The 25,786-nt window shown below is 57.3% G+C and carries 16 protein-coding genes; 2 read left to right on the top strand and 14 right to left on the bottom strand.

All coding sequences use genetic code 11. From position 1 onward, the window contains the following. The coding region (locus B5D32_RS12840; protein WP_078785399.1) for an MFS transporter at window positions 1-1,335 on the top strand (1,335 nt) is incomplete at its 5' end. A 158-nt stretch (window positions 1,336-1,493) separates the two neighbouring features. Here the strand turns inward: B5D32_RS12840 and B5D32_RS12835 are convergent. From B5D32_RS12835 to nrdG, 14 genes are all read right to left on the bottom strand, one after another. Beyond that, on the bottom strand, window positions 1,494-4,706 hold the full coding sequence (locus B5D32_RS12835; protein ID WP_143402763.1) for a hybrid sensor histidine kinase/response regulator: 3,213 nt from the start codon (window positions 4,704-4,706) through the stop codon (window positions 1,494-1,496). Window positions 4,707-4,994: 288 nt separating this feature from the next. Next, on the bottom strand, window positions 4,995-6,389 hold the full coding sequence (locus B5D32_RS12825; RefSeq protein WP_159447047.1) for a leucine-rich repeat domain-containing protein: 1,395 nt from the start codon (window positions 6,387-6,389) through the stop codon (window positions 4,995-4,997). A gap of 7 nt (window positions 6,390-6,396) precedes the next feature. Continuing rightward, entirely contained in the window at window positions 6,397-7,758 is a 1,362-nt protein-coding gene (locus tag B5D32_RS12820; RefSeq protein WP_159447046.1) for an MBOAT family O-acyltransferase, read from the bottom strand. After that, the gene (locus B5D32_RS15245) at window positions 7,755-7,961 is read right to left on the bottom strand and encodes a hypothetical protein (RefSeq protein ID WP_159447045.1); all 207 of its coding nucleotides are present in this window, start codon (window positions 7,959-7,961) and stop codon (window positions 7,755-7,757) included. The genes B5D32_RS12820 and B5D32_RS15245 overlap by 4 nt, the downstream gene beginning before the upstream one ends. After that, entirely contained in the window at window positions 7,958-9,724 is a 1,767-nt protein-coding gene (locus B5D32_RS12815; RefSeq protein WP_143402761.1) for a leucine-rich repeat protein, read from the bottom strand. The genes B5D32_RS15245 and B5D32_RS12815 overlap by 4 nt, the downstream gene beginning before the upstream one ends. A gap of 119 nt (window positions 9,725-9,843) precedes the next feature. Beyond that, window positions 9,844-10,269: a hypothetical protein gene (locus B5D32_RS12810; RefSeq protein WP_078785394.1), complete on the bottom strand. Its 426-nt coding sequence runs from the start codon at window positions 10,267-10,269 to the stop codon at window positions 9,844-9,846. Between the two features lie 13 nt (window positions 10,270-10,282). After that, on the bottom strand, window positions 10,283-13,360 hold the full coding sequence (locus B5D32_RS12805; protein ID WP_078785393.1) for a glycoside hydrolase family 3 C-terminal domain-containing protein: 3,078 nt from the start codon (window positions 13,358-13,360) through the stop codon (window positions 10,283-10,285). A 52-nt stretch (window positions 13,361-13,412) separates the two neighbouring features. After that, complete coding sequence (locus B5D32_RS12800; protein ID WP_078785392.1) at window positions 13,413-14,873, bottom strand: MFS transporter; 1,461 nt, start codon at window positions 14,871-14,873, stop codon at window positions 13,413-13,415. A 67-nt stretch (window positions 14,874-14,940) separates the two neighbouring features. Further along, window positions 14,941-17,484: a family 78 glycoside hydrolase catalytic domain gene (locus B5D32_RS12795; RefSeq protein WP_078785391.1), complete on the bottom strand. Its 2,544-nt coding sequence runs from the start codon at window positions 17,482-17,484 to the stop codon at window positions 14,941-14,943. A gap of 275 nt (window positions 17,485-17,759) precedes the next feature. Further along, window positions 17,760-19,094: a GHKL domain-containing protein gene (locus B5D32_RS12790; RefSeq protein ID WP_242943471.1), complete on the bottom strand. Its 1,335-nt coding sequence runs from the start codon at window positions 19,092-19,094 to the stop codon at window positions 17,760-17,762. A gap of 4 nt (window positions 19,095-19,098) precedes the next feature. Further along, complete coding sequence (locus B5D32_RS12785; protein ID WP_078785390.1) at window positions 19,099-19,806, bottom strand: LytR/AlgR family response regulator transcription factor; 708 nt, start codon at window positions 19,804-19,806, stop codon at window positions 19,099-19,101. A gap of 200 nt (window positions 19,807-20,006) precedes the next feature. Continuing rightward, window positions 20,007-20,450 carry a hypothetical protein gene (locus B5D32_RS12780; protein ID WP_078785389.1) on the bottom strand — a complete coding sequence of 148 codons (444 nt, stop codon included), beginning with the start codon at window positions 20,448-20,450 and terminating at the stop codon, window positions 20,007-20,009. A 161-nt stretch (window positions 20,451-20,611) separates the two neighbouring features. Further along, window positions 20,612-21,988: an MATE family efflux transporter gene (locus tag B5D32_RS12775; RefSeq protein WP_078785388.1), complete on the bottom strand. Its 1,377-nt coding sequence runs from the start codon at window positions 21,986-21,988 to the stop codon at window positions 20,612-20,614. Window positions 21,989-22,194: 206 nt separating this feature from the next. Beyond that, a complete protein-coding gene (gene nrdG / locus B5D32_RS12770) occupies window positions 22,195-22,743 on the bottom strand; it encodes an anaerobic ribonucleoside-triphosphate reductase activating protein (protein WP_078785387.1) in 549 nt (182 codons plus the stop codon). Window positions 22,744-23,156: 413 nt separating this feature from the next. On the opposite strand from nrdG, the gene nrdD reads away from it, so the two are divergent. Further along, a complete protein-coding gene (gene nrdD, locus B5D32_RS12765) occupies window positions 23,157-25,334 on the top strand; it encodes an anaerobic ribonucleoside-triphosphate reductase (protein ID WP_078785386.1) in 2,178 nt (725 codons plus the stop codon). Window positions 25,335-25,786: the final 452 nt, after the last annotated feature.

The raw sequence follows: 25,786 nt of genomic DNA, 5'->3' as shown, positions 1-25,786 counted from the left end.
TACGGCTCCGGCGATGTTGCGGGCAACGTGGTCTATGCGTTCCTCTCCTCGTTCGTTATGATTTACCTGACCGACACCGTCGGCCTGAATCCCGGCATCGTTGGCACGCTGATCGCTGTGTCCAAGCTGTTTGACGGCATTACCGACATCTTCTTTGGCTCGATGATCGACAAGACGCACTCCAAGCTGGGCAAGGCTCGTCCGTGGATGCTCTACGGCTACATCGGCTGCGCCATCACACTGGTCGGCATCTTCGCCATCCCCATGGGCATGAGCGAGTTTGCCAAGTACGCATGGTTCTTTATCTGTTATTCCCTGCTGAACGCTGTGTTCTACACGGCCAACAACATCGCCTACTCTGCCTTGACTTCCCTTGTCACCAAGAACAGCGCCGAGCGAGTCGAGATGGGTTCCTACCGCTTCATGTTCGCATTCGCCACCAGCCTTGCCATTCAGTCTTTCACACTGCTGGCTGTCTCTGCACTGGGCGACACTGCCGAAGCATGGCGCACCGTGGCTATCGTCTATGCCATTATCGGTCTGATCGTCAACACGCTCTCTGTTTTCTCCGTCAAGGAGTTGCCGGAGGAAGAGTTTGTCGATACCACGGATAAAGCCGAAATCGAGAAAGACGAGAAGTACGGTCTTGTCGAAGCTGCTAAGCTGCTGGTTTCCAACAAATACTACCTGATGATCTGCGTCACCTACATTTTGCAGCAGATTTATGGTGCCATGATCAGTATGGGTACCTACTACGCTGCTCATATCCTTGGTGACAAGAACCTGTTCGGCGTGTTCTCCTGGGCCATCAACATTCCTTTGATCATCGCACTGGTCTTTACCCCGACCCTTGTTGCCAAGATGCACGGTATGTACAAGCTGAACGTCGGCAGCTATGCCCTTGCTACCGTGGCCCGTGCGCTCGTTGCTGTGGCTGGTTATACTGGTTCCGGCGGTGTCAAGATGATGCTGCTCTTCACGGCCATTGCTGCACTGGGTCAGGGCCCGTGGCAGGGCGACATGAATGCCGTTATCGCCTCCTGCTCCGAGTACACTTGGCTGACGAAGCACAAGCGCGTGGACGGCACGATGTACTCCTGCACCTCGCTCGGTGTCAAGCTGGGCGGCGGTCTCGGCACCGCCATCACCGGCTGGCTGCTGGCGTTCAGCAATTATGATAAGGCGTTGGCCGTGCAGCCGGAATCCTGCATCAATATGCTGAAACTTATGTACCTCGTAATTCCCTTTGTGCTGGACGCCATCATTACCTTTATCCTCTCCCGCATGAAGGTCGAGGAGGCCAACGATAAGATTCGCGCCGAAATGAAAAACTGATATTCACTATTCTCCTTCTTAAAAAGGGCTTCCGCATCTGCTGGCGGAAGCCCTTTTTCTGTATAGTGCTTTATGGGAAGGGATTCCTCGGCGTTCTTCATTTTATGCTTTTGGATTGCCCGGTCAACAGTATCACGCGCCTTACTGCAATGCACAGATCACAGCCACTGTTTCAGCACATCGTTCAGCTTATTCAAATCAAGCGGTTTGGCGATATGCTCGTTCATGCCGGTGTTCTTTGCCAGTTGCACGTCCTCAGCAAAGGCATTTGCCGTCATGGCAATGATGGGCACTTTGCCCCGGCTGCCGGCAAGCGAACGGATCGCAGCAGTGGCTTCGTAACCATTCATGATGGGCATCTGGATGTCCATAAAAATGAGATCGTACCACTTTTCTGGCGCTTCCATCACCTTTTCGACTGCAATTTTTCCGTTTTCAGCGCTGTCGATGGTCACGCCCGTCATGCCTATGATCTCGGTTGCAATTTCACGGTTCAGCTCGTTATCTTCCACAAGAAGGATCCGCTTACCCGCATAGTTTTCCTTCGCAAAGTCTTCCAGATAGTTCCGGGCGTTTTTCTCCTTTTTCCCGGATGTAAACTGCCGCAGAGTTGCCGTCAGACGAGAACGGAACAGCGGTTTTGCCATAAACGCATTCACGCCCGCTGCTCTGGCTTCTTCTTCGATCTCGCTGAAATCAAAGGAAGTCAAGATTATGATCGTGACATCTTCTCCTACCTGTTCCCGGATTTTTCTGGCGGTTGCAATACCGTCCATTTCCGGCATCTTCCAGTCCAGAATCACCGCAAAATAGTCGCGGCCGGTCTTGTGCCGCGCCGCGCAGCGTTCCACGGCTTCCTTGCCGGTCAGGACCCATTCGCCCGCTATGCCGATCTCCTGAAGGGTTGCAACGGTGCTTTCGCAGCAGGTCTTGTCATCGTCCACGACCAGTACCGGCAGATCGAGCAGTTCTTTTTCCTGTTCCTTCTCGTTCTCCTGAAGCTTCAGATAGACCGTGACCGTGATCTTCGTTCCCTTGTTGGGAGCGCTTTCGACCTGAATGTCACCATTCATCAGGTTGACGATGTTTCTTGCAATGGCCATGCCAAGACCGGTGCCTTGCACCTTGGTCGTCCGGTGATCGTCTGCCCGGCTGAACGGCTCGAACATGATCTTCTGGAATTCCGGCGTCATACCGATGCCGTTGTCCTCGATGGAAAACTCGTAGCAGCCAAGCTCCGAGAAGCCGTTCGGTTTTTCCTTGATCGTAAGGGTGATGTTTCCTCCATCTGGGGTGTACTTGACGGCGTTGCTCATCAGGTTCACAAAGATCTGCTGGATGCGCAGGCTGTCGCCGCAGACAGCTTCGTGCTCGATGTGCTCAATATGGACTTCGAGCTGATGTTTGTGCTCGTCGATTGCCGGTTTTGTGATGGTGAGCAGGTTATCGACCAGCTCCGACAGGCTGAAATCCTCCTCGGCAAGGCTCATTCGCCCGCTCTCGATCCTGGCCATATCCAGCACTTCATTGATCAGTCCCAACAGATGACGGCTCGATTTTGTGATCTTGCCAAGGCACTCGATCACCCTGTCCTGACTCTCGATATTCGCACCCGCAATGGCGGTCAAGCCAACGATTGCATTCATCGGTGTACGGATGTCATGGGACATATTGGAGAGAAATTCCGTCTTGGCGCAGTTTGCGTTTTCCGCTGCCCGGTACGCTTCCTTCAGTGCCTTATGGGATTCGATCTCGGCCTTTTTCTCCTGCGACACATCCATAGAGCCCAGCAGCGCTTTGACCAGCTTTGTGCCATTCCACTCCAGCGGAATGAAGGAAGCGATCTTATAGGTGTTCTCATCCATGGAGCAGTATTCAAATTTGTAGATGTCATTCTCGCTCTGCAAATTCCTGCGGATATTTTCCGGCGAGATCATAGCATCCAATGTGTCCAGCGATTCCAGTGTCTTATACTTTGCAGCCACCTGCTCCACAAAATCATGGTATGTTCCCGTCGGCGCGTATAACATTTCACCTTGCAGATTATAGAACCGATACCGGTCATTCTCCAGATCGCAGACGACAAAGCGGTCCAGCAGACGCACCATACTCTTGATCAAAAGATCCATAGATGCGTTATCTGAGGCCATCTGCATCCGCCGCGCCGTCTCTGCTTTGGACTCTGTGATGTCCCGCAGAAAAATCATCGCATATTCGGAATCTTCGATCTCGCCGCGCATGACCACGTTGCTGACCCATCGTTCCTCCCCATTCAGAACGATGCGGCACTCCTGACGCAGCTCCGTCTCAAGCCCCTTTAATTTTTCCGTGATGTAGGCGCGATTGTAGAAATCCGTTACAGACTTTTTGTCCTCTTCAACCACATAGTTATCCACAAAGAATCTGATCAGTTCATCCCATGTGTGGCTCTGCTCAAAGGCCGTCATCAAAGAGGGCTCCACTTTGAAAGTATCAAAGGTGTTCTTTTCCAGATTTACATAGTATTCGCAGAGGTTTGCGCTGGTAAAGGCACGGTGAAATGCCGCTGCCCGCTGCGCCTGCATCCGGCTTCTTTTTTCCGCGTCAATGTTGCTGATGATTCCGGCAATTCGGTTGGCCGAGCCATCCAGACGGCGTATCACCTCCGCCGATGCCCGGAACCACTGGTATTGGCCATCCTGCATTTTCAGTCGGTACTCAACATTATATTTTGTAGTATTGGTTTTGTCCGCAATCGTTTCCAAAAGCAGCTGTATTACCCGGTCATGATCCTCCGGGTGCAGAAGGTTCGACCACGAATCCAGTTTGTTCGGAAAATCCAGAATGTCATGATATCCAAGCATCTGCCGGAACGCATGGCTCCAGTTTACATTGACGATTTCACCGTTTTCATTGCACTCATAATACCACAGCGCAGAATGAATGGATTCGTTGACTAACGCAAGATTTTCATACGCCCAGTTCATCCGTACCGACAGGACCCAGATCGGCGTTCCATCCGTATCGGCTGCATCTTCTTTATAGAGACGCACATAGACGGGAGAGCCATCTGCCATGAGGATCCGGCCTTCTCCTCTGCCCTGAATCTGACGAAAGCGTGCATTGTCAAGGAATGCGGCATCTTTCTTATAGAAAAGATTCTTCAGTGAACCCTTTGTCTGCTCCATCAGGGACTCATAGCTGTGGTTCAGATTATGCAGCAACAGATTACTGACCGACAGGATCGACAATTCGGCATCATAGTACCCGGTAATGGTTCCGACACCGCCATTATGATAGATCGTCTCCTGCATGGCCTGAAATGCATCTTCTCCCAGCCTTACCGTATCGGAAGTGTAGATTTTATCTGTAAGTCTTCTATCGAATTTCATGTTCTTCATCCTCGCAGGGGTTCGATTCCGCCGCACGCTTCAATTCTGGTATGTCTTTTATGGGCAACTGGCATACTGATTTTTGATCAAGGTTGCACAGTATAACAATTATAGTATACTTGTGCAGTGCTTCAATTTCAAGCGCTAGTTGGCATTGGCTGTGTAAAAAGAAGAAGCCAATCTGCGTGAAAATTTATGCAAGTTGATCCCTGCACTTTTCCACAATCCGGCTATCAGTATAGACAGCCGCCCTGCGATGCGGTAAGGCGGGATTTGCGCGGTGCTGCCTTAATGGACGAAGGTCTCCGCGTAGGGCGACCATGCGTAGCTCAGGCAGTAGGAGGTGTAGCTTGCGGCGGGCACGCGGATGCGGCAGAACGCGGGCGCACCGTCGAGCAGGGCCTGCCCCACGGAAAGCCGCGCGGGGTCCGGCTGGGTCAGCGTGATTTCCTGCAGCGCGGAGCATTTGGCAAAAAGTCCATCAGGAAGCGCCGTGATATTTTGCTGTATCGTCAGTTTTTCCAGCGTGCTGCATCCCGCAAACGTGTCGGAGGTCAGCGCCGTCACGGGTCGGCCGTCCACCTCGCCCGGAACCGTCAAGGTGCGGCGGCCGCGTCCCGCCGCATTGACGACAAGACGGTCACTTTCCCATGTAAAATAGGCAGCATCGCTGTTATTCGCGGCTTCTGTGTCGGTCTGTATCCGGCGGGCGGGCATGGCGGGCAGCGCGATTTCGGTAGACGAGGTGTCTCCCCGTACAGCTTTGAGATCGCGGATGAGCTGCCGCGTAAAGACGGTCTTGCCGCTCACGTTCAGATGGAAATTTGTGTCATAGAACCACCCGGCGTCCATCACGCAGGTATGCGGATCGCCTGCCATAGGTGCAGTCAGCTGCGACTGCAGATAGTCGGCATACGTGTCAATATCTTCCGCATTCGCTACGGCAAGCACATTCATCGGCGGGAAATGATACAAGACAACTGCCCCGACAGACTCGGCCTGTGCAGTGTAGGCGTTGAGCGCATCACGGAAGTCGATGTCCAGCATCGAGGGATCAAAGCGTACCGGCATTGTCGTGTCATAACCATCCGGCAAAATATTGGCGCTGCAGAGCGGATTTACCACATCGCCCACCGCATTGAAGGAGCCGCGGCGATAGACGCCGTCCGGGGAAGGCGCACCGGTGAGAAAATAGCGGAACTTCGCACCTGCAAAGCGCGGAAACGCCCCCAACAAAGGCCCAAAATCCCGCGCGTGCAGGCAGGCAAGTGCCGAAAAGTTTCCGTCAACAGCCTGCCAAAAAGCATCCGCGCCGACGGTATCGGAAAGCGCCTGACGCTGCTGCTCCGGCATGATGACGACAAGATCGCCTGGGCGCAGTTCCTTTATGGACAAATCCAGCATGACCCGTGTGCCGAGTGCTGCGTACAGGCCAAAATTAACGGGCTGATAGTCAGGCAGCTCCCGGGCCAGCAGAGCGCTGTCAACGCCGAAAGCGGCTGCACTGCCGCCCACAAGAATAAGACGCGGTTTATCGCTTTCCGCGGCCAGCAGGGCACGCTTGGCGGGCAGTTCCCCCACAAACGTATTGCTGTACTGCGCGGGCAGGGCAAAGCCCCACACCGTCAGGAGCAACGGTATGGCAATAAAAACGCAAAGCATACTTGTAAACAGTTTTTTCATGGCAGGGTCAGAATTGGAAGTAGATAAAGGCATTGGTCGTGCCCGTGTGCAGTGTGGAAAACCACGCAGCGACCACAGTCAATGCCAAAAGACAGAAGGCCAATACGCTGCGCGGGGACGGTGCTGCGGACGACGTTTCGGGCAGCAGATGCAGGCAAAGCGCCCCCAAAACAAGCTCTGCCACCGGCTGTATACCGATGCTCAGCAGCGTTGTGTGCAGTGTGCTCAGCGACCAGTCGACAGGCAGGCGGGATAGCAGCAGAAGGGCATCCGAGACAGAGGCTGCCCGGAAAAAGACCCAAGCGATGCAGACCAGAGAAAATGTATAGGCGTGGCGTAGGCACACGGCGGTCCAGGTGCGGGCCTTGTGCTTTCCGCCGCAGGGGGTCAGGGCCTTTTCCAAAAGCAGCAGCGCACCATGCACACCGCCCCACACCACGAAATGTAATGCGGCGCCATGCCAGAGGCCGCTTAACAGAAATACGACCATGGTATTTACGGCCAGCCGTACCGTGCCGCGGCGCGAGCCGCCGAGCGGGATATAGACGTAGTCCGTAAACCACCGCGTCAGGCTGATGTGCCAGCGGCGCCAGAAATCACGCAGGGAGTCTGCGCGATAGGGGTGGTCAAAATTGCGGCTCAATCGCACACCCAGCAAGGCAGCGGCCCCGACGGCAATGTCGGAATAGCCGGAAAAGTCCCAGTAGATCTGCCCGGCAAAAAGCAGTGTTGCCAACAGAACAGCCGGGCCGGAGGCGTCCGCCGGGGAGGTGTAGACGGAATCCACAAATATGGCAGCGGTGTCTGCCAGCAGCAGCTTCTTTGCAAAGCCGCGCACCATCCAAAGCCAGCCGCTGCTGTCCATACGGCGCTCCTGCGCGTGCAGCTGAGGCAGAAGCGCCGTGCTGCGTTCAATCGGCCCCGCTACCAGCTGCGGGAAAAAGCTGACGAATAAGGCGTAATACCCCGGATGCCTCTCCGGCATGAGCCGCCCGCGGTAAATATCAATGACATAGCTGAGGGTCTGAAATGTGTAAAACGAGATGCCCGCGGGCAGCAGAAGCGGCACATCTGTGCGGAAAATCCCGGCATATTTGAAGAGGCACAGACACCCTATGCACAAAACTGCCGCACAGGTCAGCCAGAGCTTTTTGGCCGTCTGTGTTTTGCTTTTTGCGATGCCCAGTGCCGCCGCATAGGTTCCCAGCGTGATACCCGCCAGCAGCGGAAGTGCCTGCGGGCTGCCCACAGCGTAAAATCCGAGGCTGGCGGCCAGCAGCAATACCCAGCGCCGGCTCGGCGGCAGCATCCAATGCAGGGCCAGTACGATAGGAAAAAGCAGCACGAAAGCGGGTGCGGTGAAATTCATAAGCGCCCTCCTATCGGCCACATTGCGGCGGCGCAGGGAATCAACAGGCAGAGCAGCATTGTGCGGGTGGACACATCCAGTACCAGCGCTGCCAAAACCACCGCAGCACCCGAAACCATGCCGAGCGCTGCGGCCCATGCCCGGCGATGGGCCGCCAGTGCCAGCACAGTGGTCAGTGCAGCCAGAGCGTAGACAAGAATCATGGCGCAATTCCCTCCCCTTGCAGTTGTTTTGTCAGTGCATCGATGACCTGTGCCGTGCGCATAGTCACCCCGTTTGTGGACAGATGGTTGTCGGTGCCGTAGAAATACCGCCCGGGCATCAGGGAATCCTGCAGCGGCGTCAAGAACACAACATCGAGATTTTCTCGGAAATACGCATCCAGCGCGGCCACAGCCTCCGGCGTGGAATCCGCCGAAACAGCGCGGCTGTTGCGCGGGCTGTACGTCAGGTACACCCGCACGCCGTCTGCCGCAAAGCGGTCAAACTCGGCGTTGGCGGGGGCTATATACGTGTCATACGGGAAGGACGCCGTTGTGTAATCCACAGGCAGTCCGTAAATCGGCGTGTCATCGACGGCATCGGGGCGGTACAGAACATAGTCACCGTACTCGTTGTAGCTCGGCGTGTCAACGGCATTTCCGTCCTCGTCCAAATCGGACGGCGAGACGGCATAGCTGCGCGCCGCCATGTCTGCGCGGGTCTGCAAATAGGAGCCAAGTGCCGAAAAAACGCCGCTGTACTGTTGCAAATTGAGCCTCGCGACAATGTCGTAGTCAGCCTCGGCCATACAGAAGAAGGCGTCGTCAAAGGCGTTTGTCGTGCAGAACTGGCGCTTGGCGGCGTCAAATTCGGGCGAGAGCAGCAGCAGGTCGCCGGGGCGCATCTGTGCGCGAATCAGCTCGAGCTGCGGCAGCGCATTGGTGTAGGCGAACACCCCCATGTTCACGACCTCATAATGGGGCAAGGCAGCATCCAGCGCGGCGCTGTCATACCCGAACCGCGCCGAGGAACCGGAGAACAGCACAAGCTTCTGCGTATCGGCCAATGAGAGCAGGCGGTCGTACTTATCGGCGAACGTCGCGTAGTAGCTGCCGCTGTAGACGGGCGCAGTCGCGGCATTGATGTACAATGTTTGCAGGCTTGTGCAATCTTCAAATGCGTAATCGCTGATCTGCTGCAGGTTGTCAAACAGGGTCACGCTCTCCGCGGCGCTGCCGCTGAAGGCCCCGGGCTGCACGCGGCGCAAAGTATCCGGGAAGATGACTGTTTTACAGGGTGCATCGGCAAAGGCCCCCGCCGCAATTTCCACGACGGGTGCGCCGCCCAGCGTATCGGGGATGACAAGCACTTCTCCCCCGCCCTGCCAGCCCGTTATAGCTGCGGCACCGTTTTCAACCGTGTAGGTGAACTCCGCGGCGTCGTTTTGAGCAGCCCACTGCGCGTAAAGCCGCACGCCGGACTCGGTCCGGCTGCCCAGCCCAACGGCCTGACCACTGCCGTCCGGGGCGGTGTTCCACCCCGTCAGCGTGTACCCGGGGCGGGTGAACAGCGCACCGTCGATGGCGGTGTTCAGCCGCAGGTGGCTCGCGGTGACGGGCACAGTGACCCAGCCGCCGCCGCAGTTGTCATTATAATACAGCACAGTATCGCTCTTTTCCGCAGTCACTGCCACGGCAACGGAGTAGCGGACATCGGGCAGCGTCAGGATGTACGCCGCGCCGGTGCGGGTAAGCGACGCACCGGGATAGTCTGCGCCCGTCAGCGTATAGCCGTCGGCAGGGGTCAGGGTGAAGGTCACACTCTGCCCCGGGGTAACGGCTGCGGTCTGGGTCTGCGCTGTAAACGCAGGCGAGGATTCCAAAACGATGCGGCACTGCACCGCAGGGGCTGCCGGGGCGGCGGCACAGCCTGCCAGCAGAACCAGCATGGCAAGGATAAGCATCAGGCGGCGCAGGTGGAACACATCCTTTCAGAAAAAATCTGTTTTTTACATCATAATACAAAATACCCCGGAGAGAAAGCCCCCCGGGGTGTGGATGAGGAAAAAGCTGTCACGATGAAGTGACGCGGGAATGGCGCAAATTACTGCTCGTTCACATTGGTGAACGCGGCAATGATGTTCAGCACCACGGCAATCAGCAGCGCGGCTGTGCCGTAGATGGCGCTGGACAGGTCAGCCATCGTCTGGGCGTTGTTCGTAAAGGTCATGATCGAGGCGATGGTGTTGACGCGGGGGCTGATGAACTGTGCAGCAGCCACGACCAGCGCGATACCGGCAACTACGCTCATCGCATCGGCGGCAATGGCCAGCTTCTTGTCCAGCACGACGCGCAGCACCAGTGCAAGGATGGCGATGACGGCGCAGCCGATGACAACCGGGCTGGTGCCGATCTTGCGGAAGGAATCAGTCCCGGCGTTGACAATGCAGAAGCCAAGGCCGACAGCACCGACAACGGCGGTCAGAAGCGACAGGATCAGACCTGCGCCCTTTTTATTCGTAGAACTCATGGTTTGCACTCCTTTACTGCTTCTTGGATTTGCGGTCATTCAGCACATACATGGCGGCGGCCAGTACGGTCAGGGCGGCAAAGACGACCTGCACGGCAACGAGGGCGTTGTCATACCAGGTGCGCACGCTGACAAGGCGGGTGCTGCTGGTCATGCCGTCCATAGCGTTGGAGTTGGCCAGTGCGTAGTTCTGGTACTTCATAGCCTGCTTCAGGGCGGTCATCATGGTGGTATCCTGACTTACGGCCTCTACGGTCCAGTAGGGATACTTCTCGCTGACAGCAGCCATCGTGTTGTCGCCGGTGTTGCAGCTCATGGTAACGCCGTTCAGCACAGCCTCTTTCAGCACAACATAGTTAGCGTTCTGGATGAAGTCCTCGGAAATCAAGCCTTGGAAGCCCCACTCGTTGCGCAGAATGTTCTTCATCAGACCGGTGTGGGCGTTGTCCTGCGTGATGCCAACGCGGTTGTAAGCGGTCATAACGCCGAGAACATGAGCGTTCTCCACAATGCCCTGCGTGCCGCGCAGCTCGTTCTCACGGGCCTGCTGCTCAGTCATAAAGACGGAAATGCCGGTACGGTTGATTTCGGTATCGTTGAAGGCGAGGTGCTTGGGTGCGATGATAACGCCGTATTCCATAGCAGCGGCGGCGTAGGCAGTGCCCTGACCGGCGGTCAGAACAGCGTCCTCGGAGTAGTACTCGTGGTTACGGGCGTTGTAGGGCAGGCGATGCAGGTTGGTGCCGATGCCCCAGAAGATAGCGGTGTTGGCCCACAGGCTGTAGTTGCCGATCACGCGGCCATAATCAGCGGCGAGGTCCTTGTTGAAGGTCTGGGCGATGACAGTCTCATTGACCATGGTGCCCATCTTGTAAGTCAGGTTGGGGTCGTTGGCATCGACCACGCAGGGATCACCGGTGGAAGCATCGGTGTTGGCATACTGGCCCAGAGGATAGGAGTTGAAGCCGTTGGGGCCATCGTTCTGGATGGCTTCGGGGCTCATGATGGATTCGATAACCTTGGTGGAGGTACCGCCGAAGCCTGTGCGGATCATGCACTCTTCCAGCGTGATCTCATCCATCAGCATATCCCAGCGCTCATCGTTGATATCGGAAACGCCCTTCAGGTCAGCCAGCGTCAGACCGTTGTCAGCGCCGAAGGTGACGGTGGACGGATCGCCGTTTGCGTTGATCTCGTAGATGTCGTTGTCAAGGATATCGATCATCTCATCGGAGGCGGTCAGATCCTTATAGGTCTTGGGGAAAGTGCCTTCCCAGTCGGCACGGGTCAGATAGGTAGCAGTGCCGGGCAGCCAGTAGTTGACATCCATGTCAGCCAGCTGGTTCTCCACAGCGGTGCCATTCTTGGTCGTTGCGAAAGTGGTGGTGTCCTGAGAGCCCAGATTCCAGCTCTTGGCCTTGTCTGCGTCACCGCCGACATCCTGACCCTCGGCAGCCAAAACGTTCTGCACAGCCTCGTGTGCACCGTTGCCGATGGTGAAGTAGTAGTCACCGGCATCGAGAATGTAGCAGCCCTTGGTACCGGCCGCGTTGTCAGCGGTGGAATCCCAGCTGGCCATATTCTGCATGTCAGCGGTGATGGTCACGGTCTCGGAGGCACCGGGCGCAAGCTCGGCGGTCTTGCCGTAGTCCAGCAGCTGGATGGCAGCCTTCTCAACACCGTGCTCCTTGTCATAATCGGTGTAGGGCAGGCTGACATAGAGCTGCACAACATCCTTACCGGCGACGCTGCCGGTGTTCTTGACGGTCACGTTCGCGGTGACGGTCTCGTTCTCAAGGTCAACATTCAGGTTATCGAGGGTCTGCTCAAACGTGGTGTAGGACAGACCGTAACCGAACGGGTAAGTAACCTCGTCGTCGTAGTTCCATGCGCTGCCGGTGGAGGAACCGACGGTGGAGGCGGCATTGCCCTGCCCCATGACGGTGTCAAAATAGCGGGTCTCGTAGTATTTGTAGCCGATGTAGATGTTCTCGGCCTCGACAACGGCATCGTTCATGCTGATGTCGGGGTTGGCATTGGTCCACTGCAGGTCGCCGAAGTTCTGTGCAGCGGGAGAGTTTGCGTTCTTGACCGCATAAGTATCGGTCAGATGGCCGGATGGGCTGACCGCACCGGAGAGAATGTCAGCCACACCGTAGAAGCCGTAGCCGCCCGGCAGGCCGACCTGCAGGATAGCATCAACACCGACGTTGTCCTCGATCTCCTGCACCTCCATGGCGCTGGCATTGTTCAACAGAACGATGACCTTGCCGCCGTTGGCCGCCTTGGCAGTGACGGCGGCATTGATGAGGTCGCGCTCGTCGTCGGACAGGCCCAAGGGGTCAGTCTGGTTCAGGTTTTGGGTCGGGTCTACACCGGCCGTGCCGGGCTGGTAGGTGCCGTTCTCAGAGGCAGAGCGGGCAATCGTGACGATCATCACGTTGTTGTCGTTCATGCTGTCTTTCCAAGTGGCGTTCTGGCCGTCCAGCGCAGCCTGACTCGGCTCCTTGCTGGAGAAAACGCCGGTGGTGGAAGGTGCGGTGATGTGGTTGTACTCAATCGTACCGCCCCAGCTCTGGACTTCGGACTTGAAGGTAGGCTGCAGGGCCTCGTACATATCGGCCACAGTCTGGTTCATGCTGAAGCCTTTCGCCTTGAATGCCTGCACCATATCCACGGTGTCAGCATCGGTGCCGGTGTTCTCCACAAGGCTGGAACCCATATCGCCGCCCTGTACGGGATAGTAGCTTGAGAAGCCAAGCAGTGTGATTTTCTGGGTCTCATCCTTGGTCAAGGGCAGTGCGCCGTTGTTCTTCAGCAGGACGCTGCCCTCTTCGCTCATCCGCTCACCCACGTCCTGAATGCCGTGCAGCAGCTCGGTAGTGGAGGTGTAGTCGGATTTGAAAGTATACAGGTCAGTGCCGTCGGAGCTCTCGGTCACGAGCTTGGTGCTCTTGGTGCCCAGGAACTTGTCAATGTCAGTGCGGAATCCGTCCACGACGGTTGAGGCGCAGACACTGAGCGCCAGCAGCGACGCCGTGGCTGTGGTCACGCCGCGCCAGACGCGGCGGCCGGATTTTTTCTTACTCATGTTTTTCCTCCTTGTGTATCCTTGTGTATATCGTAATCGCGTGTAGGGCGCGTTACTTCTTGCTGCGTTCCTTGATAGCCTTCTGCTCCTCGGGCAGGTTTTTCTCAACCGTCCAGAACAGGATCAGGATGACGGCGCCGATGATATAGCAGACGGTCTCGACCCAGATATAGCTGACGGAGATCGCGGTCTGCACACTGGCGGTCTGGGCAGCGGTGCCCAGAGCGACGTCGGCGGCTTGGTTATAGCCGCTGCCGTTCAGCATGGCGCTGAAAATGGAGTTGCAGATCGGCGTGGCGGCGACCATAAGGGAGCTGTAGATGCTCATGGTCAAACCGTCGGTGCGGATGCCGGTGCGGTACTCAATGTGGTCGATAACGTCGGCAATCATGGCCAGGATCAGATAGCAGGCCGGGGAAGAACCCAGACACTTGAGGGCCACGCCGATGGCGACCGGCACGATGCTGCCACCGCCCAGACCTGCGATGATGCCGCCCACGGCACCCAGCAGCATGAAGCCGCCGCAGACCAGACGCTTACCGAACTTGTTGGCCAGAGGTACCACAAAGACCGCAGCCACGGCCATCGGGATAGCGCCCATGATGCTGAGCAGACCCTGGGAGGCGCCCCATGCGTCTGCCGTGCCGAAGAAAGTGTTGTCCAGGACCCATTTGCAGAAGTAGCTCATGGAGCCGTTCTTCATCGCGCCGCTCCACTGGAACAGCATATAGAACGCCATGACGATCCACCACATGCGGTCACCGGTAACGGCCTTGAGCTGCTCGCCCAGCGTGGCGGACTTAGCAGGGGTTTCGGTGTCGGCGCGGCCTTCCTCGGTGACGCGCTCACGGGTGAAGAGGAACTGCAGGTAGATGGTCAGTGCGCTGAAGATGGCGACGGCCAGCATGGTGAGGAACCACAGGTGCTGGTCCTCCTTCAGCGCGAAGGAAACGAGCATCGGGAATACCATCGAGCCGCAGCCCATAACGCCCAGACCCGCCACGTTGGTGAAGGAAGCCAACGCACCGCGCTGCTTGCTGTCACGGGTGGAAACGGGGATCATGGTGGAGTTGGCGGTGTTGTAGATGGGGTAAGCGACCGCGTAGTACAGGTTGTACGCGATGGCGATCCAGACCATCTTGGCCATGCCCTCAAACGGCACGATAAACATCAGAACACTGGCGACGGAAAGGGTCAGCGCGGAGAGCAGGATCCACGGGCGTGCCTTGCCGGCCAGAGCCTTGGTGTGCTCAATCAACTGACCGACGATGAGGTTGGACGCCACGATGAGCACCGTGGAGACCAGCTGCAAGGTCGTCAAAAAGCCAAGATCAAGCTTGAGGACATCGGTGAAGTAGTTCTGCAGAATGCTGGTGAAGATGCCCGAGGAAAGCAGTGCGCCGAAGGGGCCGATAAAATAGCCCAGCAGCATTTCCGGCATCTTGACGTCGTCGCTGGCGATACGGGACTTCGTCAGCGGCGAGGACCAGAAGTTGGATTTCGAGGTTGACATGATAGAGAGTCACTCCTTCTTTGTGTATATAAGCAGTGTATATAAGCAATTTGTTTACGCTATGCCTTTACGCCTTTGCCGTAACGGTATATTCCCCGCTGCCAAGCACCTTCTCTTCCCCGCTCGGCAGCACGACGGTGCATTCGGTGCCGACGGGCACCGCCACGGTCATCGTCATCTCGCCGTCCGCGATCTTCCATGCAGCCTTGATCACGCCGTAGGGCGTGCCCACCGTGCCTTCGGCCTCGGTGATGCCGCCGCCGACCACCGGCGCAAACTTGAACTTACGGTACCCGGCCTCGGTGGGCTCCACCCCCAGCACGCGGCGGTAGAGGAACGCGCCCACCGCGCCGCTGGCGTAGTGGTTGTACGAGATCATCATGTCGGTGCCGTCGTCGCCGATTGGGCACTCGCCGTTCTCGTCCAGACCGTCCCAACGCTCCCAAACCGTGGTTGCGCCCACGCGGACCTCATACAGCCAGCTGGGACACTGTGTGTTCAGCAGCATCTTGTAGGCAGTGTCGGCGTGGCCGTTGTCGGCCAACGCAAACAGGATGTACGGCGTGCCCGGGAAGCCTGTGCCGATCTTGTAGTCGTTCTTCTCAACCAGCTTGACCAGATTCTCGGCAGCCTTCGCCTTGACGTTTTCGGGGAACATATTCAAGTACAGAGGCAGCACATAGGCGGTCTGGAATTCTTCCTTCGTCTTGCCGTTGCCGTCGGTCAGCACACTGCAATAGGCATCGGCCACCTTACGGCTCAGCTCCTTGTACTTGGCGGCGTCCTCGGTCTTGCCAAGGATGCGTGCAATTTTCGCCAGTGTACCGCTGGTGTTGCACAGGGACGCCGTGGCGGTGTACTTGCTGCGGGCCTGCCACTGACTCATCTTCGGCACATCGGGGGCGACCCAGTCGCCAAAATGCAGCACCGACGGCGTGTGCCAGATGTAACGGTGCTTGCCGATGCCGAACCCGGCCCAGAAGCAGCACGCCTTGACGTACTTCTGCATGGTGGGGTACATCATACGCAGCACGTCCAGGCTGCCCGTGGCCTCGTATAGAGCCCATGGCACCAGCACGCAGGCGTCGCCCCACCAGTCCACGGCCATCTCGGGCATTGTAGCGGGGAAACCGTAGCCCTGCACAGGCACGGTGTTGGGGATGCCGCCGGTGGGCAGCTGCTCGGCCTTGACGTCGCGCAGCCACTTCTCCAAAAAGCGGCTCAGTTCAAAGTTGTACAGCGCGGTGGGCGAGAACACGGCAATGTCTCCGGTCCAGCCCATGCGCTCGTCGCGCTGGGGACAGTCCGTCGGTATATCAACGAAATTCGACTTGGCGCCCCATGTAATGTTGGACTGCAGTTTGTTCAGCATCTCATCGGAGCAGCGGAAGGAACCGCTGTGCTCCACATCGGAGTAGAGCGCCACGGCCTCGATTTCCAGATCCTTCGCATCGACGCCCTTGACCCCCGCATAGCGGAAGCCCATGTAACTGAACCGCGGGCTGTAGGTCTGCTCGCCGTCGCGGCAGGTGTAGGTCGCCGTGGCTTTGGCCGTGCGCAGGAAGGTCGTGTTTAAGCTGCCGTCGGGGTTCAGGATCTCGGCGTGGCGCACGGTCACGACCTGCCCGGCCTTGCCGTTGAATTTGATGCGGACAACACCCGCAAGGTTCTGGCCGAAGTCGTAAATCGTCTCGCCGTCGGGGGCGGTCATCACGGCCACGGGCTTGCGCACCTCGTGGGCCTTGACCGGGGCACCGTAGTCCGCCGTGATGGCGGGGGTGACTTTCAGCGTTTCGGGCGCGGCGTTGTGCCAATCGCTGATTTCCTTCGTGGCATCGTAGGTCTCGCCGTCATACAGATCTGCCATCCGCACGGGGCCGTTCTCGCTGACCTGCCATGTAGCGTCGGTGCCAATGGTCTCCGTCGTGCCATCCGTGTACTCGATGCGCAGCTCGGCCAGCAGAGCCTGACGGTCGGCAGTCACGCGGTTTTTGCGGGTAAACACAAAGCTGCCCACCGCCCAGCCGCCTGCAACCGTGAAGGTCAGCGTGTCGGCGCCCGTCAAAAGTGCCGTTACATCGTAGGTCTGATACTGCAAATAGGACTTGTAGCTCGTGAAGCCGGGGGCGAAGTATTGCTCGCCCAGCTTTTGGCCGTTCAGCTCGGCCTCGTAGATGCCCATGGCTGTGGCGTAGAGCCGCGCGCGGGCAATGGGTTTGTTCGTTGTGATTTCCTTGCGGAAAACCATCGGCACGGGGCTGACCTTTGGCTCGGTGAAGTGGTAGCTCGGGTCGCTGATCCACCGGCCCTTCCAGGGCGTCTCCATGCGGCCTGTCTCAAAGGTAGTGGTGGCGGTGGCGGTCTCGCCTGCGTCGTCAGTGGCGTTCAGGCGCACGCTGTAGGTGGTGAACGGCAGCAGCGCAGGGCCGACATAGGCAGCGTTCTGGCCGCTGGTCACATGGGCGGACCAGTCACCGACGGTCAACTCGGCGTCGGCCAACTGTGCGCCCCGGCGGTCACTGCTCAGGGAAAACCCGATGCGGGGTGTGGAGCAGTCGGTCACGCAGCCGGCGGCCAGATGCTCCACCGTCAGGCGTGTGATTTCAAACATGTGTTTTCCTCCTTCGTCGGACGGACAGCCCGTCCGGAGATTCTTCTTTTTTTCTGTAAGCCTACCATACCACAAGAATCGTGCGGCGGCACATAATTTGCACGAAATGCGCTCTTTTTTGCACAAACGGTTTTTGGTTTCGTCGGATTTCACAAGGTTTTGCGCTTGCATTTTGTACACATTGCCAAATACGGCATCCAAACATAGCCTTTTTCCGCACAAACAACGCCCCCTGCACGGCGTTTGCCGATGCAGGGGGCGTAAAACTTCATTTTTTATTCTTGCTGCGGCTGCCCAAGCGGAATCAGCACGCGCAGCTCAAACCAACCCTCGCGGGTCGTAATTGTCGCGGTACCGCCGTATTTTGCGGCGGCGTTTTGTATGCTTTTTACACCGAAGCCATGGTACAAGACATCCTTTTTCGTCGTGACGGGCAGGCCCTTCTCAAATTTCAGTTCACCGTCAAAGCAGTTTTCAATGCGGATGGCCGCAAAGCCTTTTTGCCTCGCCACGCTCAGGTGGATGAGCCTGCGCTCCGGGTCTGTGATTTTGTCGGTGCTCTCGATTGCGTTGTCCAGCGCATTGCCGAACAGGTTGCTGATGTCCATCACGTCCATAAAGTCCAGCGCTGTGCCATCAGCCACACAGGTCAATTGAATGTTTTTGGTGCGGCAGGTCAGACTTTTGCCTGTCAGCACCGTGTCCAGCACCTTATTGCCGGTGTCGTTCTGCGCCTCGTAGGCTTTGATTTCCTGCTCCATATTGTCCAGCACGGCATTGCGTTTCTCGCCGCTCTCGGCGCGAAGCACCGCGATTTGGTGCTTCAAGTCATGATATTTTTGGTTGATGAGGTCAATGCTCTCCTGCCGGATTTTGTAGTTTTCATACTGGATGTGCAGCATGTTCCGCAAGGCATCCGCCTCGCGCTGTGTCAATAAATCGCGCAGCTGCGATTGATATGCAAACAGCAGCGCCACGCCGCCGAAATAGACAACCGTGCGCATTGTGTAAATTTCCATCGTGCCGCGGGCCGAAAACGGCGTGTTCAGCTGCGTATAGCTGATGCTGGACAAAATGTAGATGGCCGCCGCCATGACCGCCGCGATGCAGGTCGTGCGGGGCCGAATGTCAAACTGAATGCTGCCCGTGCTGCCGCCATCCTCGAGAAGCCACATCAGGCCGAAGATGATGCCGAACCCCGCCGCAATAAAGAGCACCAACGCAGGCAGGCTTTGCAATGCTGCGATGTAACGCGCAAAATATACATACATCTGCCATGTCAGCGCCCCGGCAAAACCCGCCAGAATAAACGCCCGCGTGCAGAAATACCCCACCTGCCAGCGGTCTGCACGGGTGGCCGCCGCCATAAAAAGCAGCATAAGTGCGACAGAAACCGCGTACAGCACATTGAACCGCCAGCCGTCAAAGCCGTCGGTGGCCACAAGGTAGAGTGCCAATACCGCCAATGCACCACCGTACAGCGCCGCACGCTTGACCCCGCCGTAGCGCGGTGGCAGAAACCGCAGGTACAAAAGGCAGGCCAGCCAGTCTGCCAGCGCCGTGACAAGGCGCGGAATATCCATCTCATAATAAGGAATTTTCAGCGGCATATCGTCACCCTGCCCCGTTGATATAGTCGTTCAGTGCATCCAGAAATGCCTTGCGCCGCGCTCGGGCCAGCGGCACACGGTCTCCGTGGACGATGGCATCCTCACCGTCCATTCGGTCAACGTGTTCCAGATTCACAAGGCAACCCTTGTTTACGCGGAAATAACTGTCCTGCGCCAATTTTTCCTCGGTCTCCGTCATGGAGCCCGGGGCGGTCAACTCCCCTTCCGCCGTGTGAAAGACCAAGTCATGCCCGCAGTTCTCGATCCAATAAATGGCCGAGGTGTCCAGCTTATGTGCCGTGCCGTGGGCGTTGATCTGCAAAAAGTGCCGTGCGCGGCGCGCCACGCGCTCCACAGCGCGGCCAAGTCTCTGCGAAAACGCATAGTAGCTGACCGGCTTCAGCACATAGTCCAGCGCATCGACGGCATAGCCCTTGATGGCATACTGCGGCGAATTTGTGATGAAGATAATGATAACCTCGGTGTCGACCTTGCGGATCTCCTCGGCAGCCATCATGCCATCCATAAACTTCATCTCGATGTCCATCAGGATGATGTCATAGACAGCCTTATAGCCAAGTGCGATCTCGTCACCGTCGGAAAATTCTGTCACGGTAAATTTTTCGCCCGACACCGCGCTGTATTTGTCAATATATTCGCGCAGCTGGCTGCGGTAGAGCTCGTCGTCTTCGACAAGGGCCAAACGAATCATACCCGGCACGCCCCCTTTTGTTTTTATACTAAATGTAGCATGTTCGCCGGAAAATTGCAAGGAAAGCCGCGGATTTCCATTCTTATCGGTTTTCCGCAGCCTTCGGCTGACACTTCCTACAGCCGGACGCACCAATAAAAAAAACCGCATTGGTTTTGAATGCCAATGCGGGTTTTGGGTTTACGGGGCGGCAGACGGCTTTACGCTCTCATCAGCGTTCCCTGCAGGCTCTCCAATGCAGCCATGCGGGCGCTGACAGCAAAGACGCTGGCAACGTGGGTCAGCTCGTCGGACCGGATATCCTCCGGGATCGTGCGCGCCAGCACCGTGCAGTGGTCGATGGCGTCAAAGCGGACACCCGCCTTGCGGCACAGCTCCACCGTGCGGTGGGCACAGCCGGGCATCGTGGCCAGGGCCGCCACAGCGTCCGGCGCTTGGGCGGGGTGGGCTGCGCCGGTATCGCGCAGCTCCTTGTCCAGCACAGTGCCAAAATGCTTCACCGCACGGCGGTTCGCGCAGCCCGGCAGCGAATCCTCCGTTGTCAGGTCCAGCTCCACCGGCTGGCGGATAAAGTCCGTGTACTTCCGTGTCAGACGGCTGTACTCCCGCTGCAATTCCTTTCTTGTCAGGTCCGTATACTGCATACCTTTCCACTCCTCTTTTACTTGCATCGACTATTATACACGTGGGAGTGGTGTATGTAAAAAGTATTTTCTGTATATCTGGTATACAAAATATACATGACAGACTGTTTTAGTAATTTTTTTGGATATGCAGCAAATGACAGCAGCCCTCTCTCCTGCTCTCACAGCTGCGCCAGCGCATCGCGCTCCCGCAGACGGAGGGCGGCGTGGCGGTAGCTGAACACAAAATAGACGATCTCTGCGGCGGCGGTCAGCGCCCAGGAGCAGGGATACAGCAGGTAGAGCGCCGGGATCGTGTGGAAGTGGGCAAAGATCGTGTAGACCCACGCAACGCGGAATACGCAGGACCCCAGAATTACGATGACCGTCGGCCCTACCGTCTTGCCGAGGCCGCGGGAGGCGGCAATCGTGCAGTCCATGAACGCCGAGGTGCAGTAGGCCCAGCCCATGACCATAATGCGCTTCATGCCCGCGTCGATGACAGCGCTCTCGGTCGTGAACAGCGCCAGGAACTGCCGCCCAAAGACGAGCAGCCCGCCGCCCAGCACCGCGCCCAGGCCAAACGAGTAGGCCAGCGCGATGAAGTAGCTTTTCTTGACGCGGTCCAGCTTGCCCGCGCCGTAGTTCTGGCTCATAAAGCTGGCGCAGGCCATGTAAAATGCCGCCATAGCGTCATAAACCATCGCGTCGGCGTTAGCTGCGGCGGAGTTGCCCTTGACCATCAGCGAGTCGAAGGAGTTGACGCCCGCCTGAATAAAGAGGTTGGCAATCGCAAAGATCGCGTTTTGCAGGCCCGCGGGCACGCCCAGCATCAGGATGCGCTTTGTCATGTTGAGGTCCAGCCTTACCTTGCGGAAATCCAGCGCATAGCAGTCGCTGACCTTTGTCAGCGCGTGCAGGATCAGCCCTGCCGAAACGCACTGGGCAATCGTGCTGGCCAGCGCGACACCGGCGACATCGAGCTTACAGACGATGACGAAAAACAGGTTGAGCAGGATGTTCAGCACACCCGCAAACGACAGATAGGCCAGCGGCTTTTTTGTCTCACCGATAGCGCTGAACACTGCGTTGCCGAAGTTGTAGAGCGCCAGCGCCGGCATACCGAGAAAGTAGACCCGCAGGTACAAAATCGCACCAGGCAGCAGGTCCTCCTTGGTGTTCAGCAGCTCCAGCAGCGCAGGCGAGCCGAACAGGCCGACGAACAGCAGCAGCACACCGGCGGCCAGACTGACCAGCAGCGCCGAATGGACGGTCTTGCTGACGTCCTTGGGGTGCCCGGCACCGTAAAAGCGGGCGACCAGCACGTTGACGCCATTGCTCAAGCCGATCAGAAAGCCGGTGAACAGTGTGACAAACGTCGCCGTCGAGCCCACGGAGCCGAGTGCCGTGGAGCCGGCGAACCGGCCCACAACGGCAACGTCGGACATGTTGAACAGAATTTGTAAAAGGTTGGATAAGGCCAGCGGCAGGCTGACCAGTAGAATTTGTTTGGCCAGCGGCCCTTCGATCATGGTTTTGGATTTTGAGGTGGTGCTCATGATGGATGGTTTTTGCTCCTGTTTTAATTGTGACTGCACAGTAGGGGCCGGGCATACCCGGCCCTCGCGCGTAAGGCAGATGGGTTCTTGCGGGAAACCCGCGGGCCGCACATCTGCGGACCCTACAGTTCTGTCTTTCGGTTTGTAGGGGGCGGCGTCCTCGACGCCCCGCGGGCGGATATGCAATCCGCCCTTGCAATTTTCCATTACATCGTGTGATCCGCAAAAATCGGGTCGTCCTGCCACAAAACGACCCGGCCCGCTGCGCGGGTCTTGTTCATGTCAATGATGCGCTGGTTGCTCGACCCGCGGAAGCGCAGACTGATGTCGTACTGGTCCTGCACAAAGTCGCCGTCCACAAGCACATCTATATATTGTAAAAACTCGTCGGTGACCTCGCATCGCCCGGGACCGGGCTGCCAGATCTCGTGCTCCAGATTGTTGCCGGTGTAGCACCAGATCGTCTTGTTGGGGTACAGCACCTTTACATTTTTAATAAAGGGCAGCAGCTCCCGCTGGTTCTCCGGCTCAAACGGCTCGCCGCCCAGCAGCGAAAGACCATTGATGTAACCGGGGGCCAGACTCTCCAGTATTTCATTGCGAACTTCCTTGGTAAACGGCGCACCGTAGCCGAAATCCCATGCCACGGCATTGAAGCAGTTCGGGCAGTGGCGGCGGCAGCCGGAAACGAACAGGCTCGTGCGCACGCCCTCCCCGTTGGCAATATCACAATATTTAATGGTTGCGTAATTCATGGTGTTCTCCTGCGGGGACATCCCCATATCTTGTGTCGGGCGGGCGTTCCGCCCCCAAACCCTGACATAGTATACCAGCTTTGGGGGCATACTGCAAGGGGGAGTATGATTTCCGAAGAAGATATTTGCACGCTGCATCGTCAAACTGTGTAGAACCACTCAAAATCACCAAAATTTCAGTCTTATTTTTGGCAGGGCTTTTTTGCACGTTGAGGCGACGAAAACAGAACATTTTGTTTTCGCTTGCTCGCTGGACACTATATCTTGTGGTTTTGTGGATTGACTTTTTGCCCCCGGTGCGGTATTATAGTCTTGCTCGCCAAACGGGCAATTTACGAATCGGCATTTCATCTGCATTCTATACAGTTCGTATTGAACGCACTGTATTTATTTTTTTGTAAAGAGGAGTCACCATGAAGATCATCAAGCGCAACGGCAGCGAGGCTGTCTTTGACATTACCAAAATTATTGCGGCCATCACGAAGGCTAACAAGGTCGTACCCGATGCCCAGCGCCTGACGAAGCAGCAAATCATCGAGATCAGCGATCATGTGCAGGAGGTCTGCTATGCCCGCGGCCACGCGATGAACGTCGAGGAGATCCAGGACATCGTCGAGGACGCTATCATGGCCACCGGTGCGTATGAGGTTGCCCGCAGGTACATCACCTATCGCTACGTGCAGAGCCTCAAGCGCACCCACAACACGACGGACGATAAGATCCTCTCCCTCATCGAGTGCAACAACGAGGAAGTCAAGCAGGAGAACTCCAACAAGAACCCTACCGTCAACAGCGTACAGCGTGACTACATGGCCGGCGAGGTCAGCAAGGATCTGACCATGCGTATGCTGCTTCCCCCGGAGATCGTCAAGGCGCATGAGGAGGGCATCATCCACTTCCACGATGCCGACTACTACGCCCAGCACATGCACAACTGCGACCTCGTCAATCTGGACGATATGCTGCAGAACGGCACGGTCATCAGCGGCACTTTGATTGAAAAGCCGCACTCCTTCTCCACGGCCTGCAACATTGCCACACAGATCATCGCGCAGGTCGCGTCCAGCCAGTACGGCGGCCAGAGCATCAGCCTGACCCATCTGGCCCCCTTTGTTGATGTCAGCCGCAAGAAGATCCGCCGCGACGTCGAGGCCGAGATGAAGGATCTGGGCATTGACCCCGGCGAGGAGAAAATCTCCGAGATCGTGGAGAAGCGCCTGCGCGAGGAGATCAAGCGCGGTGTGCAAACCATCCAGTATCAGGTCGTCACCCTGATGACCACCAACGGTCAGGCTCCGTTCATCACGGTCTTTATGTACCTGAACGAGGCCGGTGACAACCAGCGGCTGAAGTCCGACCTGGCCATCGTCATTGAGGAGATGCTGCGCCAGCGTTACCAGGGCGTCAAGAACGAGGCCGGTGTCTGGATCACCCCCGCCTTCCCCAAGCTCATCTACGTGCTGGAAAACGACAACATCTATGAGGGTCAGCCTTACTACTACCTGACCAAGCTCGCCGCCAAGTGCACCGCCAAGCGGATGGTGCCCGACTACATCAGCGAGAAGAAGATGCTGGAATACAAGGTCGACAAGAACGGCGAGGGCCACTGCTTCACCTGCATGGGCTGCCGCAGCTTCCTGACCCCCTATATCGACGAGAACGGCAAGCCGAAGTACTATGGCCGCTTTAACCAGGGTGTTGTCACCATCAATCTGGTGGACGTGGCTCTGTCCAGCGGCGGCGATTTTGATAAGTTCTGGCAGATTTTTGACGAGCGCCTCGAGCTGTGCCACAAGGCCCTGATGTGCCGCCACAACCGCCTGAAGGGCACACTGAGCGACGCCGCGCCCATCCTGTGGCAGTACGGCGCGCTGGCCCGCCTGAAGAAGGGCGAGCCCATCGACAAGCTGCTCTACGGCGGCTATTCCACCATCAGTCTGGGCTACGCGGGCCTGTATGAGTGCTGCAAGTATATGACCGGCAAAAGCCACACCGACCCTGCCGCCAAGCCGTTTGCGCTGAACGTTATGCAGCACATGAACGACGCCTGTACTAAGTGGAAGAACCAGCACAACATTGATTTCAGCCTGTACGGCACGCCGTTGGAGTCCACGACCTACAAGTTTGCCAAGTGCCTGCAGAAGCGTTTTGGTCTTGTACCGGGCATCACGGACCGCAATTATATCACGAACTCCTACCATGTCCACGTGACCGAGCAGATCGACGCCTTCACGAAGCTGAAGTTCGAGAGCGACTTCCAGAAGCTCTCCCCGGGCGGTGCCATCAGCTATGTGGAGGTGCCCAACATGCAGGACAACCTCGAGGCCGTTATCAAGGTCATGCAGTTCATCTACGAGAACATCATGTACGCCGAGTTGAACACCAAGAGTGACTACTGCCAGGTCTGCGGCTACGACGGCGAGATCCAGATCGTGCCCGAGGACGGCAAGCTGGTCTGGGAATGCCCCAAGTGCCACAACCGCGACCAGAACAAGTTGAACGTCGCCCGCCGCACCTGCGGCTATATCGGCACCCAGTTCTGGAACCAGGGCCGAACCGCCGAGATCAAGGACAGAGTGCTGCATCTGTAATAGAATAAGTTAGCCCCCGACACCTGCCGCTGTACGGTATTATGTCGGGGGCTTATTATTTTGTGGGGGAGGTATTCATCCCTTCCTGGGTGCATTGCGCCAGCTGCAGGAAGATTAAGGCAATACCTCATAATTCTAAGTGCCGATACGGCGAGCGAGGTGCGGCAGCTGCTAAGCCAAAAGCGCAGATAATACTTTTTGTATTATCGAGCTTTTTGGCAACGCAGATGCCGTGCCGCAGCCGCCGGAGCGGTGCTTAAGCCGTAAGGCGGGAATTATGCGGTGTTGCCTTAAGTCCGAGAACCTGCGCCAGTCCTTGCGGTGCCATGCAGTAGGGGCCGCACATGTGCGGCCCGGCACTGTAAAATAAGCACCCTCTTGCGGGAAAGCCTGCGGGCCGGGCATGCCCGGTCCCTGCCGCATCGTATAGCAAAACAGGCAGGCCGCCAATT

This window comes from Gemmiger formicilis, from assembly GCF_900167555.1.
Classification (GTDB): domain Bacteria; phylum Bacillota; class Clostridia; order Oscillospirales; family Ruminococcaceae; genus Gemmiger; species Gemmiger formicilis.
Note: the sequence above shows the minus strand (reverse complement) of the source record. Positions and strands in the feature narration are given on the sequence as shown.

Coding starts and splice junctions, on each gene's coding strand:
- B5D32_RS12810 (WP_078785394.1), bottom strand. CDS start 10,269: ATGAGTTCTACGAATAAAAAGGGCGCAGGTCTGATCCTGTCGCTTCTG.
- B5D32_RS12835 (WP_143402763.1), bottom strand. CDS start 4,706: ATGAAATTCGATAGAAGACTTACAGATAAAATCTACACTTCCGATACG.
- B5D32_RS12820 (WP_159447046.1), bottom strand. CDS start 7,758: ATGAATTTCACCGCACCCGCTTTCGTGCTGCTTTTTCCTATCGTACTG.
- B5D32_RS12790 (WP_242943471.1), bottom strand. CDS start 19,094: ATGCCGCTGAAAATTCCTTATTATGAGATGGATATTCCGCGCCTTGTC.
- nrdD (WP_078785386.1), top strand. CDS start 23,157: ATGAAGATCATCAAGCGCAACGGCAGCGAGGCTGTCTTTGACATTACC.
- B5D32_RS12775 (WP_078785388.1), bottom strand. CDS start 21,988: ATGAGCACCACCTCAAAATCCAAAACCATGATCGAAGGGCCGCTGGCC.
- B5D32_RS12805 (WP_078785393.1), bottom strand. CDS start 13,360: ATGAGTAAGAAAAAATCCGGCCGCCGCGTCTGGCGCGGCGTGACCACA.
- nrdG (WP_078785387.1), bottom strand. CDS start 22,743: ATGAATTACGCAACCATTAAATATTGTGATATTGCCAACGGGGAGGGC.
- B5D32_RS12785 (WP_078785390.1), bottom strand. CDS start 19,806: ATGATTCGTTTGGCCCTTGTCGAAGACGACGAGCTCTACCGCAGCCAG.
- B5D32_RS12825 (WP_159447047.1), bottom strand. CDS start 6,389: ATGAAAAAACTGTTTACAAGTATGCTTTGCGTTTTTATTGCCATACCG.
- B5D32_RS12780 (WP_078785389.1), bottom strand. CDS start 20,450: ATGCAGTATACGGACCTGACAAGAAAGGAATTGCAGCGGGAGTACAGC.
- B5D32_RS12800 (WP_078785392.1), bottom strand. CDS start 14,873: ATGTCAACCTCGAAATCCAACTTCTGGTCCTCGCCGCTGACGAAGTCC.
- B5D32_RS15245 (WP_159447045.1), bottom strand. CDS start 7,961: ATGATTCTTGTCTACGCTCTGGCTGCACTGACCACTGTGCTGGCACTG.
- B5D32_RS12795 (WP_078785391.1), bottom strand. CDS start 17,484: ATGTTTGAAATCACACGCCTGACGGTGGAGCATCTGGCCGCCGGCTGC.